Genomic DNA, 18,249 nt, shown 5'->3' with positions numbered 1-18,249 from the left:
TTCGGGTGTTCACAGGGAGATACTTTCAACGGCTTCGGGCGCCGATTCCGCGGGCAGGCACAACAGACCGACCGGCGTGTCTGCGGTTACGGCGATGCGATCGATCAGCCGGCAGAACTGCGCAACCAGGGCCGTCATGTCACGTCGGTCGTATACATCACGGTTGTAGCGCAGATACCCTTCCAGAGCACCGTCGCGCAGGTCGAGCCCGAGGTCGAGATCGTATTCCGAATGGGCGTAGTGGGGCGCCAGCGTCTGGACCTGCCAGGGCGAAGCGGGACGTGCTTTTGGCGTGTTGTGGAACACAATAAAATTTTGCACGACTGGTGCGAACGCGGCGGAAGGCTGCACGCCCAGTTGCTGCACGACATCGGCGAACGGATACTCCTGATGGTCCAATGCGGCCAGCACGGTATCCGCCGCCCGTTCGACCAGGGCACGGAATGGAGCCTGCGGATCAACGGCCAGGCGTAACGCCAGGACGTTGGAAAACTGCCCGACGATGTCCTCGGTACCCGCAAGGCGACGATTGGCAGCAGCCGTACCGATCAGCACATCGTGCCGACCGCTGCCGGCGTGGAGCAGCACGGCGTAAACCGCCGTCAGCACCGTGAACAGGCTGGTGGTCTGTTCGTTGGCCAGTTTCTGCAAGGCGCGCGTCGCACGCGCGTCCAGCGCCACGTCGATCGCCTCGCCGCGGAACTGCCGGCGCGCCGGCCGCGGCCGTGCCGACACCAGCTCGAGCAGCGGCGGACTGCCCTGCAGAGTGTCACGCCAGAACTGCGCCTGCCGGGTGAACCATGGCGCCGTTCGTTCATCGTGCAGCAGCGCCGCATAGTCGATATAGCTCGCCCTGGCACTGAGCGTATCGGCCGCCTCGGGACGCGCCGGCGCGTCGGCGGCGAGGTAATGGGCCTGCAGCCGGTCCAGCACGATGCGCCAGGACCATTCATCCGCGATCAGATGGTGCAGCACGAGGCTCAGCACGTGCACATCGGTCGCGCGCCGGATCAGCCCGAATCGGCAATAGCCGGGATACGCAAGATCGAAGCGTTGCGCGCGCCATTCGCGCAACAGCGCAGTTTCATCCACGGGCGCCGCGGTTGCATCGACGTCGATCAGCTCCAGGCGTACCTCGGCCGAGGCGTACTGCAGCAGCCCACCCTGCTCTTCCGCAATGACACACCGCAGTTGGTCCTGCTCATTGCACAGCGCAGTCAGGGCGCTGCGCAGGCGTTGCCTGTCGAGCGGCCCGTGCAGCACCACGGTTGTGGAAATGTGGTAAGTAGATCCCATGTCGCCGCGCCGTTGACCCGCCCAGATACCTGCCTGGTACGGCGACAGCGGGCCGCGGTCACGCCGGGACGGTACAAGTACGGGCAAAGCAACAGCCGGCACACCGGCGCGCTGCAGCCGCCAGGCGATGCCGCGCACGGTGGCATCGCGGAAAATCTCGCGCAGCGGCAGTGTCACTCCGGTGCGCTGACCGAGCTGGGCTACGAGACGCGCTGCCAGCAGCGATGTGCCGCCGAGCGCGAAGAAATCGTCATCGCTGCTTGCCGGCTGCTGACCGAGCAGCGCGGCAAACGCCTCGGCTACCTGTGCCTGGACTGGCGTCAATGGCGTGCTGCAAGGCGGATCGTCCTGCCTCGACACTGGTTGCGGCAGGCGTCGGCGGTCCAGTTTTCCCGAGGACGACGTCGGCAATGCATCGATGCTGTTGATCTGCGAGGGGACCATGTATGCAGGCAACCGCGTCGCAAGCGTGGCTCGTAGCTGATCACCCCATTGCGGCATGTCGCATGCAGCGCCAGCGGAGGGCACGACCGCGGCGAACAGGCGATCGTCGATGACGTACGCCGCAGCGGCGGCGACGCCGTCCGCGGCGCGCAGCCCAGCTTCGATTTCAGCGAATTCGATGCGATAGCCGCGCAATTTCACCATGCCGTCGCGACGTCCGAGGAAACGCATTCGTCCGTCCGCCAGGCGCACGACGCGATCGCCGCTCAGGAACTGACGACTGCCGGCTTCGTCCGGAACGAAACGCTCCGCCGTCATTCGTGGCAAGCCGTGGTATCCCGCTCCGATCAACGAGCCGGCGAGCACAAGTTCGCCGGGCATTCCGACCGGACAAGGCTGTCCATCGTCGTCGCGCACCGACCAGCGCGTTCCCGGCAAAGGCGCAGCAATATCCACGGTGCCACCAGCGCCACGGGGCGCAGTTGCGCTGACAACGGCCGCCGCGACCCATATCGTAGCTTCGGTCGGTCCGTACATGTTCCACACCGCATCGGCGCTGGCGTAGAGCGCTGTTGCCAGATCACGCGGGACTGCTTCGCCGCCGACCAGGGCCATGCGCAGCGTGATGCGGTCCAGATACCCAAGCAGCATCTGCCAGGCGGACGGCGTTGCCTGCATCACAGTCGCATCGGTGAGTGCCGCAACGAGATAGTCCGGGTCTTGCCATGGATTGGCGCGTGCAATGTGGACAATACCGCCGCAGGCCAGCGGCAGCACCAGTTCCAGCAGCGAGATATCGAAGCTGATGCTCGATGTTGCGAACAGCGTATCAGCCGGGGTCAGCGCCAGCCGCGTCGACATTTCTGCAACGAATGCCTCAAACGCGGACCACGGCACCGCCACGCCCTTGGGACGTCCCGTGCTTCCCGAGGTATAGATCAGATAGGCCGGCTGCAGTGGTGAGGGTTGCGGCCACGCGAAAACCGGCGCTGTTTCGCCAGCGTTCTCCAACTGGCGGACCATGGCGCACGGCACGCCGGCAAATGCTGTGTCCGCGATGGCGCCAGCGTCTGCGTCCACGAACAGTAGCGAGGGCCGCGCGTCGATGATGATCGCTTCCTGCCGGGACTGCGGCAACGACGGATCGACCGGCACATACACCATTCCTGCGCGCCACACGGCCAACAGGGCCACTACCAGATCTACGCCACGCGACAGGCGTACCGCAATGGAATCGCCTGTTCCATATCTCGTAAGCAGGGCGGCGGCGAGCCGATCCACGCGCTGGGCCAACGCCCGCCGTGTCAACGCGTCTGTTTCGGCACGCAGAGCCGGGGCGTGCGGATCGTCCGCAACCCAGGCAGCCAGCTGTTCGAACAGCGTGGGGTGCGCATTGCTCTTCGCCAACGTCACCGCAGCCGGCAGCGTTCCGAGGATCTGCGAACGAAGCGGTGTCGCGGGATGCTTCGCCATCTCGGTCAGCAGGGCAATCAGCCATTCGATCAGCCGGGATGCCGCCGCCGCGCTCACACGGTCGCGCCGGTACTCCAGTACGCAGACGGCCTTTGTGGCGCTAGTCTCGACGGCGCAGAACACATCGTAGTGGCCAACGCTGTGCTGCGGACGCTCGATGCGTGCTTCGAGTTTTGCCGTCCCCGACGTCGCTGCATGATCGAGCGCAGCCTCGCGCTGGGTGAAGACCACGTTGAACCACGGCTGCAGGCGATCGTCGCTGCGAGGATTCGCAAGCGCCAGTACATCGAACGGAACGTCGCGCATCGACCAGAGGCGGGCCAGCTCGCCGTGGACCTGGCGCCACAGGTCCGCCACCGACGCGTCGGCGTGCAGTTGTAGACGCATCGGCAGCACCTGGAAGAACAACCCGATCAGGCCTTCGAGTTCGGGTGCCGGCCGGTCGGCGATCGGCGTGCCGACGACCAGGTCGCTGTCACCCGTCAGCTTCCGCAGCACGGCGCAGAAGCCGCCCATCAGCACGGCGAAGAGACTGACGCCGGCGACCGCGGCCTGTGATCGCAGCGCGTCGAGAACGTCCGCCGGCAATTCCCCACGCACGACGGCGCTGCCGTGAACCGCCGCAGCGGTTTCAAAAGTCGGATCGAGTGTTATCCGCGGCGAACTATCGGCCAGATAGTGTTGCCAGCGGTCTCGAAGCGCCGCGCCCTGCGCGCCCGCCAGCAGGCTTCGTTGCCAGGCCGTGAAGTCGGCGTACTGCACCGACAAGGCATCGAGACGGGCGCCGTCGAGCAACGCCACGAACTCCCTCAGGAACAGCTCCAGCGACCACGCATCGACGGCAATGTGGTGGAACGACAGCAGCAGCTGCCAGTGCCCCTCTCCCTGCGCGATCAGGCGTGCGCGCAGCGGCGCTTCGGTCGCCAGATCGAATGCGCGCGTCAGGAATTCGCTGTCCGAACCATCGGAACTCTGGTCGGAACGTTCAACAACCTGCGCTGGCAGCGCCACCGTTCGCGCCAGTGGCACGCCATCGCGATTGACTATACGTGTCTGCAGGATTTCATGCCGCTGCATGACCGCCCGCAATGCGGCATCGATGGCGGTTGGATCAACGGCGCCGGCAAGGTGTATGCGCAGCGGAATCGTCAAGGCACCCGGCTCCAGCAACTGGGCTGCGATCCACAGCTGTTCCTGCGCCGGCGACAGTGGCATCCATTCGGTTCGTTCGACGCGCACGATCGGTGGCGCGGAAGGCGTCCACTGTTCAATCGCCTCGGCAAGACCCGCGCAGGTCGGGTGCTCGAAGATCGCCTCGGCCCGCAGGCGGCAGCCAAACTCGCGATTGAGCGCGCCGATGGCACGGATCGCCAGTATCGAATTGCCGCCGACCGCAAAAAAGTCTTCCTGCGGCCCCACTGCACTTCGGCCCAGCACCGCGGCGAGTACCCCGCCGACGCGACGTTGCATGAGACTCCAACCATAATCCGGCTCGACCATCGCGACCTGAGCTGCGCGCGATTCCAGTCCGCTGCGATCGAGCTTCGCGTTGGTCAGTCGCGGCAACTGCGCCAGCGCTTCGACAGTCGCCGGTATCATTGCCGCCGGCAGCAGGGATTTGCAGTGGGCCAGCAACTGCTCACTATCGACCACTGAGGGCGCCACGAATCCATGCAGGCGAATGACCGAACCCTGCAGGCTGCGCACTGCGACGACGCAAGCGTCCTGCACAGCGGGATGGCTGCGCAGACACTGTTCGATTTCTGCCAGCTCGATGCGAAAGCCGTTGAACTTGATCTGCCGGTCGATGCGCCCAAGGAATTCCAGACGTCCGTCCGGCAGCCATCGACCCAGGTCGCCGGTGCGATAGCAACGTGCACCCGGCACATCGCTCCAGGCATCCGGTACGAAACTCAGCGCGGTTTTCGCAGGTGCATTGCGGTAGCCGTCGGCGATGCTGAGACCATGGACTACGATCTCGCCCGACTGGCCAATACCCATCATCCGGTCGCGCGCGTCAACCACGCGGATGCCCGCGTGCGGCAACGGTCGGCCGATCACGGATGCACCGACACCGCGCCGCCGTGGATCAGCAGCCGCAGAATTGATGACGACGCCGATCGTCGTCTCGGTCGGGCCGTAGTGATTGATGACGTGGCAGGCCGGTGCTACGGATACGATGGCATCAGTCAGTCCCGGCGGTAGCGCTTCACCGCCCATCAGAAGATGCCGGCGGGGCAGGAAGCGTCCGCTCGGCTCCAGTTCGAGCAGGCTGGCGATCAGGCTAGGCACGGTCTTGAGCACATCGGGCGGACGTGATACCAGCGACTCCAGCAGGCGCTGCGTGTCACGGAGCAGCGCCTGATCGATCAGGCGCAGTTCGCCGCCGGTCGCGAGCGCGCCGAACAGTGCGGTGTAGGTCAGGTCCGCGGCAAACGTGCCGATCCCGACCCACACCAGCGGGCCATTCGCGGCCAGCGCCGACGAGATGCTGGCAACGTATCGCGCCAGCTGGCCACGGCCAACCATGACCCCCTTTGGCGTGCCGGTCGAGCCGGATGTGTAAACGAGATAGGCCGGCAGGTGCGCGGCGTTTTCGGCAGCAATGCGTTCAACGGCGTCGGCATGCGCGTCTGGCGCAATGGCTTCGTCGATGCAGACGCCGACCTCGGCGTCGCTGAGCAGCGCATCCACACGCGGCGTGGGCCACGCCGGGTCGATCGGCACAAACGCGGCCCCGCATTCGAACGCAGCGAGCATGGCGACGACCTGCACCATCGGGTCGGTCGCGCGAATCGCGATCCTGCAACCGCGACGAATGCCCTGCGCCGACAGGTATTGCGCCATCTGGCGGACGTGCTGCGCGAGCTCCACGTAACTGAGTGACCGCGTCGCGTCACTTAAGGCCGTGCGCTCGGGACAGGCCGTGACCGTGCGCTGAAAGAGCGCCAGCACATCAGTCACATCAGCGGCGCTCCTTGACGGTCGCACCCACTGGGCGAGCCGCGCGAGTTCCTCGCTGCCCAATGCATCGGCTAGCGCATCACACTGCTGCGGAAGCGCAGCGGCCATGACCCGCGCAACAAAGCGATCGACCAGCACGGCGACCGCATCGGCGTCGAAGCGCGCAGCGTCGAAGCGCCACTCGAAGGCGATTTCACCATCAGGCTGCGCGTTGGCGTGCAGGTGCAGCACGCCATCGAGCGATTCATCGGCGCAAGAATGTGCATGTACTGATGTTTCTTCTGCGACGTTCTGCACCGCCAGTGTGAAAGGGGGCGGTCGCGCCCCGCCTTCGGTCAGGCGTAGCGGCAGATCGAAACGCAAGGCCCATTCCGCGGCCTGGCCGAGCTGACGATCCATCGCAACGATCTGTTGCCGCAGGGTAGGCTGGTGTTCCGCAGACAGCCAGACGGGGTACGTCCAGGCGAATCGTCCGGGACAGGCGTTCAGATCGGCCAGCGGACGGCCGTCCAGGATCACGCCCAGATGCACGCTGCCATCAGTGGAAAAGTCCCGCAGTACCGTTATCCATAGTGCAGCAATAACCGCGCAGAGGCTGCTCTGCGTCGCCTGTGCCGTACGACGGACTGCCAGGCCCAGGCCGGTGCGCTGTACCGTTGCGCGCCAGCCAGGCGATGAGGCATCGGCAATCATCACGATATCCAGTGACTCGCCACGACCTTGCGCAGCCATCGGCAGTGCTATCGAGAGCGGTTCTGCCGCCGCATCGGTCATCCAGGCGGCGACGTCCGCATAGTGCATGGGCGAATCGGCCGGCGCACCATCCAGCGAACGGGCCAGCGCGTCGGCCAGGATCGCCATGCTAGGCGCATCGAACGATGCCGCAGTCACGGCAATGAGCAGCAGGTGGCCGCCGTTCCACGGCATCAGCCCGGCACGCACGCCGGCCGTGCAGTCCGTCAGCTGCGACCAGACGCACTCCATCTCGGCGAGCGCGGCCATCGCCGGCAGCAGGGCCGGTGGGATGGCAGCGGCGTCTGCCACGGTCTGGAACGTCTGGCCGAACTGTTCGACATAACACGTGCGCAGCACTTCCCAGTCGGCGATGACCTGTGCGAACGCCGCGCGAATCCCCGCGGCCGTATGACGTGCATCGATCCGCAGGATGCCGCGCACGCGCCGTTCCATGGCGCCGGCCGCTACAAGCGCCTTCTGCAAGGGCGACAGCTCGCACAGCGGCGAACCAGCGCTATCGGAGGGAATTTCGTGCAGCGATGCGTTCATGCGGGAATCGTCATTCAATCGTGGGGCCGCCGGATCAGTCCGACTCTGACCAGCACGCGCCACGCATAGACGCCCACCCGCGCAACGCGAATGCTGCGCAGGTGCCGGCGGGCTTCTTGCTGCCAATGCAGTCGGGCCGGTTCGACGAGTTGGGACTCGACGCGCTGCCACAGCGACGACTGGAGCGTCTGCACGGCGCGGCCGACCCACCAGCGGGACGGAAACTGATCCAACGTGTTGGCCAGAATGAGATGCAGCAGATTGCGGTAGTCGCGCTCGTCGAGAGTCTCCGCAGTAACACCGTGGAACTCGATGGCTGCGCGGCCCTGCGCGTCAAACAGCGAGCGATGGCGGACGCGGCAGAACAGATACACCAGCCGTTCCGCTTCCGCGCCGACGGCGGCGCGTACCCGGCAACGATCCACCTCTTTGGCAGGACCGGCGAACGTCGCAGTGCCATAGATGTTGTGACACAGCGCCGCAGCGCACACCGTCTCTTCGAGCCCCCATGCGACCAACAGGTTTCGCGTTCCGATCACGTGATCGCGCACGGTGCGATCCGAATGCGCCTCGTCGGCGTCGCCGAGATCGCACATGAGCGCGAGTGCCGATTCCTCCAGCGGCGTCATGCCACCTCCTGTGCCGGACCCGTCATGCCGACCAGCACCCGCCGTTCGCCGACGTAGCTGCGTCGCCCGTGGCTGTACAAGGCGTTGTCGAGCACCAACAGATCGTTGTACCGCCAGGGAAACACGATGGCATGAGCGGCGTAGGCGTCGCGGATCGCTGCCAGATCGACGGTTCCGATCGGGCTGCCGTCGCCGAAACAGGCGTTGCGCGGCAGCGACTGCTCGTCGAACAGGCCGCGCAGGTCGCGTTCCATGGCAGCGCCCATCGACGACACATGGAAAAGGTGCGCCTGGTTGAACCACACTTCCGCGCCGGTAGGCGCGTGGGTGCGCACGGCCGGCAAGACCTGCCAGGTGCGCAACACGTCGCCCGGCAGCCATCGCCACTGCATACCGTGGGTGAGGCAGTAGGACTCGACTTCATCGCGCGAGGCAGTCTGGAATGTTTCCTGCCACGACAAGCCGATACCGCGGTGGTAGTTGCGCAGATACATCACGCCGCGTGAGGCAAACCGATCGCGTGTGGCGGCGGGAATCGCCGCGAGAACGCGCCGGTTGTCCGCCACAGGCGTCTCACCGCCGCGCTCAGCCACCTGGCGTGACCAGAACATGATGCGTGCCGGCCATCGGGCGGAATAGGCATTCTCGCTGTGCAGCGGAATCTCCGCGTCAGCCGCGTATTCGGTCGACGTATAGACGTGGTTGTGCACTCGCGTGCGCGGCGTCGACCGGTTTTCATAGGCGATCATCGCCCCCTGCCCCAGCAAGCCGACACAGGCTTCAAACCCTTCGATCGACATGTCCGCGAAATCGCGGAACAGCACGGCTCCCTGCTCCGCCAGCAAGTGCTGTATCGCCGGGCCCTGCGCGCTTAGCCATTGTGGCAAGGCAGTGGCCGTTGAAGCCTGCACCAGATGGATGCCGGCCAGTGCCGCCGGCCGACTCTGCGCCACCTCACCGATTGCGCTCGCGCTGCGGCGCCCAGCGCCACGTAGCCGCCCCGCCAGTGACAGCGCACGTTCCTCAAGCGCAGTCTGACGTTTGCCGTCGAAGTCGTGACAAACGCCGGCCGCCTGCCGGGTCGCATCCTGGGCGATGGCCGCAAGCATGGCGTAACACAGCTGTGCCCATCGCCCGACGGCACTTTCATCGTAGATACCGATATCGGCATCCAGGTGAACGGTAAGCCCGTCCCCCCCCGCCTGCGCAGCGATCAGTAGCGGAAACTTCGCACCTGCCCGCTCAACCGGTACATATTCCACCGTGCAGCTGTCGAATTCAGGCAGGCGAACTGCTTCGCTGTAGACGAACCGCACGTGTGCGTGGGCGCCGCTCGCCATCGGCGCATTGCCGGAAACAACCTGCTCATACGGCAGATCCTTGTTCTCCAGCACGCCGATTGCGCGAAAGCCCGTCGCCTTGATGGCATCGGCCAGCGAACTCACCGCGTCGACGGGAACGGAATACAGCACGCTATTGAGGAAATAGCCGCAAACACCATGCAGGGTTTCGTCATCGCGCACAGCCATGGGCACAGCGATCCGCACCACAGGCAGGTCAGCCGCCTGCCCAAGGGCAAGGCCCACGGCCGTCAATACCAGTGTGTGCATCGATACCTGCTGCGCTGCGGCCACTGCACGCAGCGACGCCGTCTGCGCCGAATCGAGCGTGGCGCTGCGCCGGAGTACGCGCGTTGCGCCACGCTGGGCGCGGCCCGGCAGCTCCGGAAGTCCAGCGGCATCGGCGAGCGCGTTGGCCCAGTAGCTCTGCTGCGATGCCAGCCGTTCCGTTGTGGCCGCGTGCTGACGCCGGCTGAATGCCGCATAGGCATCGCGCGGCGGGGCGGCGGGCAACGCCTCGATGCCGTTGTAGGCCCGCGAAAGCTCGTCAATCAGCTGCGCGGTAGACCACTCGTCAATGAACAGGTGGTGCAAGCGGAGCAGCACGACTGTCTCGTCCGTACCAGCCGGCAGAACATGAACGGCGGCGACCGGCCCCGTCTCCAGGTCGAGCGGCGATGTCGCCAGTAGCCGAAGCCGCAATGCAATGTCGGCTGGTGCTTCGACCTGCCATTCCCACAACGGTGTTTCGCCGATCCGCTGCCGCGCTGACTCGCCGTTCCACGTAATCCGCGTATAGAAGACGCCGTGTCGCGCAATGACACGCCCAAAAGCGTTGCGCAAGCGCGCCAGGTCGAGCGCGCCATGCACGCGCAACGCCACGGGCACCAGGTAGGGATCCGGCAGACCGCGGCGACGCGCATCGAGCGCCGCAACCCATAGCGGCTGCTGGAACAGTGACAAGGGCGCATCAGCGCTATCGCCCGACGGCGGCGATGCCGGTACGGTCGCGGCTGCCGACGTAGCCAAGCCATTGCCGGCTGCTGCGTCGATCGCGCCGGCAATGCGTCGCGGCGTCGACAGAGTGACCAGCACAGCCAGGGGCACGGACACGCCAAACTGCTTGCGTATCTGGCCGCGCAGACGAATCGCCAGCAGCGAATGCCCGCCGACGGCATGGAAATCATCATCCGGCCCGAACGCCTCGTGCTGCAGCAGATCGGACCACAGTGCCATCACCGTTGCCGTCGTCGCGTCGTGCGCCTCGAGGACGGGCGGTGTCTCGCCGACCATGGTCGGCAGCGCCGACTTGTCGAGCTTGCCGTTCTCCGTCAGCGGCATCTGTGCAACGCTGTACCAGTGCGAAGGCCACAGGAATTCCGGCAGTGCCTGTTGCGCCGCGGTGCGGACGATGGCCAGCGTCGTGGCAGATTTCAGCCGGACGTAGGCACGCAGTTCGCGGTCACCATCGGGCAGCGAGGATGCTTCAATAGCTACCTCGGCGACGCCGGGCAACGCCTGCAAGCGTTCGCGCACCTCGCCCAGCTCCACGCGATGACCACGGATCTTGACCTGCTCGTCGCGCCGTCCGGTGTATCGCAGGTGTCCGTCGGCGTCGATATAGCCGAAGTCGCCGCTGCGGTACGCACGCGCGCCTGAAAAGCCACCGGCCGGGTCGGGAACAAAGGCCTCGGCCGTCAGGCGGGCCAGGCCGCGATAGCCGCGTGCCACGCCGGCGCCACCAATGAGGATTTCACCGGTCTCCCCGTGCGGCACCGGACGAAGCGCAGCATCGACGACACGGATCGACGTCGCGTCGATCGGTGCGCCGATCGGCAGCGAGCCGTCGTCGTACAATCGCGCCGCCGTATAGATGGTGCAGCCGACAACAGTTTCGGTTGGGCCGTATTCGTTGTGGATCGTGTAGCCGGGAAACAGGGCTGCGGCGGCACACTGGGTGGCGCCATGAAGCGCCTCCCCACCGAAAATCAGTTCGCCGGCGGAGGCGAATCCGCCCGCGCCATCACGCTCGATCGTCATCGGCGTGATCTGACTCGGCGTCAACTTCACCAGCCAACGCCCCTGCAACCGGTCCAGGGATTCGATCAGGCCAGTGATCTCGCGCCCCTGCGGCACGATATGCACGCAGCGGCCGCACACGATGGGCAGCAGCAGTTGCGTGATCGCCGCATCGAAGGCAGGATTCAGGTGCGCGACCGCGCCGCGCAGCGCATCCATGCCATAGTGCCGCGCTGCCCAAGCCAGGTAATTCGACAGCCCGCTGCGACGCAGCTCGACCGCTTTGGGCGCTCCTGTCGAGCCGGACGTGTAGAGCAGATAAGCGAGGTCCGCATCGTCATCCGCAACCGGCCGGCAGCCAGCGAGCGTTGTGTCCAGTGACTCGACAACCAGCGCCATCGACGCAGGCTCTGCGGCGGCACGCACGATAGCCTTCGCGCCGATCGCCCGTGCGCGCCGCAGGGCCTGTGCGCCAGTCACGATCACGAACGTGCGTCCGGCGTGCAGGCATGCGCACAGCGCCAGCACCAGTTCCAGACTGCGAACGATGTCCAGTGCAATGATCGCTTCGACTGAATAGCCGCTACGCAGCTCCGCAGCCAGGCGATTCATCCGCTCGGCAAATGTGGCGTAGTCCATTTGTCGCTCGCACTCCTCGACGGCGATTGCCGTGCCGAAGGAAGCGAGCTGCGCCAGCGCCTGCGTAAGATGCCAGTCGGCACGCGGGCCACCGTTCAATTCAGAAACACGATTCATCGCCTTGCCTCACTACGCATTGCGTAGGAACCCATGGCCACGTGCAGTTCGCGCGGGCCTGCATATGGGTTGCGTCCATGCGCGAGCAATACATTATCGACGACCAGCACGTCGCCCGCCTCCAGCGCAACACTCCATTCCAGCCACTCGTATACCGCTTTGATATGCGCCATTGCCGCGTCATCAATGCGGCTGCCATCGCCGAAACAGCAATCGCGCGGCAAGGATTCGGCGCCGAAGGCATCTACGAGTTCCTGCCGCACGTCTTCGCCGAGAAACCAGGGATGCCAGTGTTGCGCCTGGTTGAACCAGCAGTCCTCACCGGTGACGGCGTGCTTCTCCACTGCCGGACGCGTGCAACGGGTCTGCAGCGTGTCCTCGTCAATCCAGCGCCACGCCATGCCGTGCGACTGGCAATGGTTTTCGGCCTGTTGCCGCGTGTGTACGCGCAATACCTGCCGCCAGTCCAACCCCACGCCGAGGCCCATGGTCCGCACATAGCACACGCCTTTTGCACGGAACTCTGCTACCAATGTCGCATCAAGCTCAGCAATGACCTCGCGACTGTCGGCCAGCAGCGTCTCGCCACCGCGAGTGGCAGGACGTACGCTGCGGAACGCGATGATGTCCGGCCAGTCGGCGTTGAATGAGTTTTCGTTGTGCCAGATCAGCTTCTGTTCCGGTGCGTGCAATACCGGCGTGTAGACATGCTGGTCGGCCGTTCCCAGCGCAACATGCTCGCCATTTTCCTGCATGAGCGAAGGAGCGAAATGACGCACGAGCTGCGCGAACGCTTCGGGCGTATCGCACCCTGCAGACTGGAACAGCAGCGCGCCGCTGCGATGCAATTGCTGGCGCAACCGTGTCGCGTTTTCCGCCAGATAGGCGGGCAGCGCATCCGTCGGACGCGTAATGACGGTATGTCGAAGCATCAGCCGGTCACCTCTGCCTGCCGGCATGGGGATGCCGCTTGCGGGCTTTCGAGACAGGCATTGCGCCAGCGCGCAGCCAGTACGGTTGCCAGCGCGCGGCTGGTTCTCGCCGGGGTGAACTGGAGCGTTCCGGAGAGTGCGTCTCCGTCCACGGCAAGCTGGAGGTTGATCGCGCACTTGGCGTCGACGGACTGGGCGCGCATCCGCGTCACCGTGAGATCGCCCCAGTCGCCCGCGTCGATGCCAAATCCGACATACGTGAAATTGATGGCGACTGCCGCATCGGTGCCCTGCCGGGCCAACAGTCGCCGCACGCGACTGTAAGGGACGTCCTGGCGTGTCAGCGCGCCACGTAGACGTTCACGCGTCACCGTCAGCGTCGCGGAAGGCTGGTCTGCACGGCACGCCGAGACGCGGATCGGCAACATGTTCACGAAATAGCCGACGGTGGCGGCATATTCTGGCCGCGTGCGACCGCTGCAGGTCGTCGTGATGACCAGATCATCAGCACCTAGCACAGCGCCGCAGGCGCGGAACCATGTGGCCAGCAGCCACTCGAAGCGACTGCATGCCTGTAGCGTGCAGACCTCGTCGATACGCGCGAGCTCATCTGCTGCGTAGCTCACGGCGACGCCTGCCAGCGACGCGCCTGCAGACGAATCATCTGGCGTGCCCAGATTCATCACGTTTGCATAGGAGTGAAGTTCTTCGCGCCACGCCGCCAGGGACGCGGCAAAGTCGTCGCTCTCAGCAAAGGCACTCTGAAGCTGGGCGTAAACGAAATACGCGCTGTCGGGAACCACCGGCGGCAGTTCGTTGCCACTGCGGATTGCAAGGTAGTCTCGCCGCAGATCGTCCATGAGCACCGGCAGCGACAGCGCGTCGCAGGCGATATGGTGGACCACGAGCTGGACGATGTGCCCGTCGCCGTATTGGAGTACCCGCACCCGTAACGGACTTTCGTTTTCGAGGTCGAAAGGCCGGCTCGTTCCCTGCCGTTCCCACACATCGCGCGTCCTATCGGCGCGCGCTGCGTCGAAAGTCACAGGCACTGCTACGGCACCGGGCCGCTGAGTGAAAACGCCGTCTTCCTCGGCATAGGTGCAACGCAGCGCCAAATGCTTTTCCGCCAGGCGTTGACAGGCAGCGTGGAGCGCATTGCGCTGCAGTGGGCCATCGACGTCCGCAATCAGACTGATGTTGTAGGCGCTGCTGTCTGGCGCGAGCAGCGCTTCGTAGAACAGATCCTGCTGTAGCGGCGACATCGGCCATGCGCCGTGCACACAGGGTGCCGGTGGCGGCGTTTCTGGCGCTTTCGGCGACATCGGCAGTGGCGACTGGACGATGCGTGCCGTCGCCGCCACGGTCGGCTCCGCGAAGAAGGCTTTCAGCGACAGCTGTACACCGCAGCGCGACTGGATCGCATGCCAGACCGCCATGGCACGCAGGGAATCGCCGCCGGCAACGAAGAAGTCGCTGTCCGGCGAATCCGCGTGCACACTGGCCACCTCACGCCATAGCACAGCGATGTCGCGCTCCGCCGCCGTCCACGCGCGCGTATCGGCAACAGTGACAGGGGCCTGCGCCGGGTCCGGCAGCAGGCTCACATCGACCTTGCCGTTCCGATTGAGCGGCAGCTCCGCGACGATCCACAGGTGATGCGGCCGCATATAGGACGGCAGCTTCGCGGCAGCCTGCGCACGCAGGACAGCGCTGTCCGACGTCGCTGCTGGCACTTGCACCACATAGCAGCAAATACATTTGTTGCCGGCCGCATCGGCGCGCACGGCAATGTGACACTGGGCCACCTCGTCGCATGCCGCCATTGCCGCGGCAATCTCCTCCAGCTCGATGCGATAGCCGTTGACCTTGACCTGCGCGTCGCGCCGGCCGACGAACTCCATCACCTCGCCGTCGAGCCGGCGCACGATGTCCCCTGTGCGATACAGACGCGCACCGGACGGTCCGTCGGAATCTGGCACGAAGGCGGCCGCGGTTCGCGCGCCACCGCCGAGATAGCCCAGGGCCAGGCCCGCTCCGCCGAGATGGAGCTCGCCGGTCGCGCCGATCGGCACCGGGTTGCCATGCACGTCGAGGATTCGGCCGATATCGCAGCGCATGACGCGTCCGATCGGGATGGGACGCACTGCGCTCGCCTCCGTGAGTTGTACCGGATACCCGCTACTGAAAGTGGTGTTCTCCGTCGGTCCGTAGACATGGACGAACTGCGTCGTCGGACATGCCTGCAGCGCCGCTGCGACCGTGGTATTGGTCACCGCTTCACCGCCGAACAGGACAGTGCGCATGCCGGCGAAGAGCGTGGGAGAAGTCACGGCGAGCCGATTGAACAGCGCCGTGGTAAAGAAGGCCGCCTGTATCCGCTCGCTTCGCACCAGCCCGGCGAGTGCGTCGGGCGACAAGAGCAGGTCGCGATCCGCCACGACCACGCAGGCACCCTGCAGCCAGGCGCTCCACAACTCGTAGGTCGCCGCGTCGAACGCCAGCGTAGCCGATTGCAGACACGACTGGCCCGGCTCGAAACGCAGCCATGGCTCAGCCGCGGCCAGGCGGGCGACACTGGCATGACTGACGACGACGCCCTTGGGCTGTCCCGTCGACCCCGACGTGAAGATTGCGTAGGCCGGATGAAGATGTGGCGCGATGTCCACTGCGGCAAACGGAGCAGCGTAGCTCGCCACATGCGCGCCGCGCACTGCGTCTTCGGTCGCGACGACTGGCATCGTCGTGTTGCGCAGCGCCAACAGCAGTGCTTCGTCGGCCAGCACGAGTCTGGGGCCGGCATCGTGCAACATGCTGGCCATCCGATCCGCAGGAATGGCCGGATCCAGCGGCACGTAAGCAGCCCCCGCCAGTATCACCGCCAGCAGGCAGACATAGTTGTCCACGATGGGCGTTGTGGAAATGCCGACGAAGCATCCGGGCCCGACACCCTTGGTTTGCAACCATCGCGCGAGCACCGCTGCGCGCTGTTCGAGTTGCGCAAAACTCAAGCGAAGATCGCCAACCACGAGCGCCGGCAACGCCGGATGTTCCGCAGCAACGGCGGCGAATCGCAGGCCGAGCGACCTGCAATCCGCGCTCGCAACCGCTGCGTCGGGCAGATCGGAAGAGCGCGTGCCCCACACCTCGGCCAGCGCACGCGTCGGCGCCACGATCACCGCCGCGAGCACTGCGTCGAACTGCTCCGCGAGACGCTCCACCGTCTGTCGTTCAAACAGGCCGCCATCGAACTCCCAGCGCAGGCGCGACACCTCGGTGCCGCGCGTGATGTCCAGCCCCAGGTCGAACTGCGATGCAGCGCGATCCAGCTCCCACAACCGGCCGCTCGCGTTGCCGAGCGTCAACCGGGTGGCGTCCGGCTGGAGCCCCAAGGTCAACTGGAACAGCGGATGATGGCTGGCATTGCGCGCGACGCCAAGCCGTTCAATCAGCCACTCCAACGGCGTGGCCTGATACTCATGCACGGCGCGGTTGAACTGCCGCACCTTGTCCAGCACGCTGCGGAAAGTATCGGAGTGAACAACGTCCACGCGCAGCGGCAGTACATTGACGAAAGTTCCGACAATCCGCTCGCTGCAGGCCACCGTGCGATTGGCGAACGGCACGCCGATCACGACGGCGTCGTCGTCCGCGTAGCGCCGCAGCAGCGCGCAGTAAACGGCGTGCAAGGCCATGAAGAGGGTAGCGCCACATTGGCCCGCAAGACGCTCGAGCGCGGCCACCTGCGCTTCGGGCAGGTACCGGATGACGCGGCCTGACTGCTGGCTGCGCGTCGCTCCGCGTGTGCGGTCGGTCGGCAAGGTGTTCAACGGTGGGATCGCACCGAGCAATTCGACGTAGGCATCGACGTCGCGCCGATTCTTCGGGGCCGTGCGTTGGCGCTGCTGCCAGACCGCGAAATCGGCATAGTCGACGCAATCGTCCCGTTCGGCGTCATCCCTACCGTCGTAGGCTGCGGCCAGGTCGTCGAGCAGGACACCGACAGCCACCGCGTCAGCCGCCGTGTGATGCACAACCACGCAGAGCACGGCATCGACATCTCCCAGCACCAGTCGGGCCCGCAGCGGCGGCTTGACGAGCAGATCGAATGGCTCATCGACGAAGGCGCGCAGCGCCTGCGCCAGTGCCGCATCATCGCGCGTGAGCACGCCGCCGCGACGGACACAGTGCAGCGAAAACGCCTCTGCGGGCAGCGATTGCCGCATCCAGCCCGACGCCGACTCGACGAAGACGGAACGCAATTCCGCGTGCCGCTGCACGACGTGGTGCATCGCCGCTTCCAGTCGCGCGACATCGGGCGCGCGATCGAAGTGGACCAGCAGAGGCAGGTGCAGCGCGCGGCAGCCGTTCTGCGCGCGCTCGGCAACCCAGAGTGTTTCCTGCTGCCAGGTCAGCGGGCGCGGCGCGTGGCGATCGATGCGCACGGCGAGGACGTCGGGAGCGTCTGCAGCGACGCTCTCGGCAAGCAGTGACAGAAGCGCCGGTTTGTGGGCCTTGAGCGCGGTCAGGAGATTGGCGTCGACCACCCCCGGCGGCGCTTCGTAGCGCAGCTTGTCGCCATCGGCGATCAACCGCACGCGACGGTTTCCCAACTCGCTCAGTAGCGCATTCACGTCCATCAGAGTTCTCCGTGCTCCATCGCCATCGCCTCGGAAGCGTCGACTGCATCCGACGGGTTCTGCACGGATCTGAGCAACCACCTGCGCTCTACGAGCGCGCTCAGATCGGCCAGATGTTCATGCCGGTAGAACTCACCGATGCTGAGCGCGATGCCGTAGTGCTGATTGATGCGGTTGAGCACCGACATGGCCGACAGCGAGCTTCCCCCACCGAGGAAAAAGCCGAGCCGAGGGGTCAGCATCGCCGTGTCCGGAAGCACTTCTTTCCACATTGCCGCAATTTCACGGACGAACGGATTGGCGTCGGACAGTGCCGCCCCGCCGTCGCCCTGCTGCGGCACCTGTGTGCCCGGAGCCAGCAGCACCAGCCGCCCGCGGTCGATCTTGCCGTTGGCCGACAACGGCAATGCCCCTATCACGAAGACTTCGCGCGGCACCATGTACGCAGGAAGATGTTCGGCCAGCACGTCGC

6 protein-coding genes (1 of these 6 cut by a window edge) are annotated in these 18,249 nt (G+C 65.6%); all 6 read right to left on the bottom strand.

The window, feature by feature from the left end; genetic code table 11:
• Nucleotides 1-9: 9 nt before the first annotated feature.
• Tightly spaced (at most 14 nt apart), the 6 genes in view from RUU78_RS18355 to RUU78_RS18330 form a layout consistent with a single transcriptional unit that may run on beyond the window.
• Nucleotides 10-7,461: a non-ribosomal peptide synthetase gene (locus RUU78_RS18355; RefSeq protein ID WP_313918941.1), complete on the bottom strand. Its 7,452-nt coding sequence runs from the start codon at nucleotides 7,459-7,461 to the stop codon at nucleotides 10-12.
• Between the two features lie 14 nt (nucleotides 7,462-7,475).
• On the bottom strand, nucleotides 7,476-8,090 hold the full coding sequence (locus RUU78_RS18350) for a DUF6817 domain-containing protein (RefSeq protein ID WP_313918940.1): 615 nt from the start codon (nucleotides 8,088-8,090) through the stop codon (nucleotides 7,476-7,478).
• Nucleotides 8,087-12,205, bottom strand: coding sequence for an AMP-binding protein (locus RUU78_RS18345; RefSeq protein ID WP_313918939.1), 4,119 nt, complete (start codon nucleotides 12,203-12,205; stop codon nucleotides 8,087-8,089). Before RUU78_RS18345 ends, RUU78_RS18350 begins: the two co-directional genes overlap by 4 nt.
• Nucleotides 12,202-13,137: a TauD/TfdA family dioxygenase gene (locus tag RUU78_RS18340; RefSeq protein ID WP_313918938.1), complete on the bottom strand. Its 936-nt coding sequence runs from the start codon at nucleotides 13,135-13,137 to the stop codon at nucleotides 12,202-12,204. The genes RUU78_RS18345 and RUU78_RS18340 overlap by 4 nt, the downstream gene beginning before the upstream one ends.
• Nucleotides 13,137-17,777: a non-ribosomal peptide synthetase gene (locus tag RUU78_RS18335; protein ID WP_313918936.1), complete on the bottom strand. Its 4,641-nt coding sequence runs from the start codon at nucleotides 17,775-17,777 to the stop codon at nucleotides 13,137-13,139. Before RUU78_RS18335 ends, RUU78_RS18340 begins: the two co-directional genes overlap by 1 nt.
• Nucleotides 17,777-18,249, bottom strand: the 3' portion of a protein-coding gene (locus tag RUU78_RS18330; RefSeq protein WP_313918935.1) for a non-ribosomal peptide synthetase. 6,058 nt of this gene lie beyond the right edge of the window; 473 of the gene's 6,531 nt are visible here — the last part of the coding sequence; its start codon lies beyond the right edge, outside the window; it ends in the stop codon at nucleotides 17,777-17,779. Before RUU78_RS18330 ends, RUU78_RS18335 begins: the two co-directional genes overlap by 1 nt.

Origin of the sequence: Tahibacter sp., assembly GCF_032229445.1 — a bacterium.
Lineage (GTDB): Bacteria > Pseudomonadota > Gammaproteobacteria > Xanthomonadales > Rhodanobacteraceae > Tahibacter.
This window is presented reverse-complemented; position numbering and strand designations above follow the sequence as displayed.

Coding starts and splice junctions, on each gene's coding strand:
- RUU78_RS18355 (WP_313918941.1), bottom strand. CDS start 7,461: ATGAACGCATCGCTGCACGAAATTCCCTCCGATAGCGCTGGTTCGCCG.
- RUU78_RS18345 (WP_313918939.1), bottom strand. CDS start 12,205: ATGAATCGTGTTTCTGAATTGAACGGTGGCCCGCGTGCCGACTGGCAT.
- RUU78_RS18350 (WP_313918940.1), bottom strand. CDS start 8,090: ATGACGCCGCTGGAGGAATCGGCACTCGCGCTCATGTGCGATCTCGGC.
- RUU78_RS18335 (WP_313918936.1), bottom strand. CDS start 17,777: ATGGACGTGAATGCGCTACTGAGCGAGTTGGGAAACCGTCGCGTGCGG.
- RUU78_RS18340 (WP_313918938.1), bottom strand. CDS start 13,137: ATGCTTCGACATACCGTCATTACGCGTCCGACGGATGCGCTGCCCGCC.